General features: G+C 41.0%; 1 protein-coding gene. It reads right to left on the reverse strand.

Annotated features, from left to right (window positions below; translation table 11 throughout):
* Positions 1-55: 55 nt before the first annotated feature.
* Positions 56-761: sodium:solute symporter family transporter (locus ADIWIN_RS11765; protein WP_438874658.1), on the reverse strand; the 706-nt coding region annotated here is incomplete at its 5' end.

The following is a 761-nucleotide window of genomic DNA, read 5'->3' on the forward strand; positions in this document are numbered from 1 at the left end:
ATCATCAGTCCTGTGAAAATAGTGCTAAATGGCAAAACCGAATCTGCTTTTCCTATCACATCGAATTTTTCAGGGACATATTCATATACTTTGTTATCCCATCTAAAATATTGCCATCGCCAATGTCCCAGAGCGCTAGAGTAGGTACCATTAAGCCACCTATAAGTAGGCCTATAGCATTTATGGAATCAGACAGCGCAACGGCTTTTAGGCCGCCAAAAATAGCGTATATGGAGCCGACCACGCCTATGGTTATGACTGTGATCCAAATGCCTTCAGGTCTACTGACATTCAATACTTCGGAGACATTGAAGATACTCTCAAGATTAATGGCGCCAGTGTAAAGCACTATTGGAAGTAAGGTGACGACAAAAGAAACCATCAATAAAAAGGCTACAATCGTTTTTGTGGTGCTGTCATACCTTTGTTCCAGGTATTGAGGGATTGTCGTTAATCCCATCTTGAGGTAAATGGGCAGAAAGTAAAGTGCAGCAATGACCAAAGCAATAGCGCTGGTGACCTCCCAGGCAATAATGATCATTCCATTCTTATAGGCAGAACCATTTAATCCTATAAGGTGTTCAGTAGAAATATTGGTAAGGATCATCGACCCGGCAATAACCCCACCTGTTAATGACCTTCCTCCAAGAAATACCATCTCTGGAGCTGATGTCATCCTTGCGTAATTTGTACCAGGAAAAAATTGCAACAAATAATGTAAAATCCTACGAAGGTTATGGCCGTGAGCATAATATAAAATT

This window comes from Winogradskyella psychrotolerans RS-3 (genome assembly GCF_000427335.1).
Taxonomy (GTDB): domain Bacteria; phylum Bacteroidota; class Bacteroidia; order Flavobacteriales; family Flavobacteriaceae; genus Winogradskyella; species Winogradskyella psychrotolerans.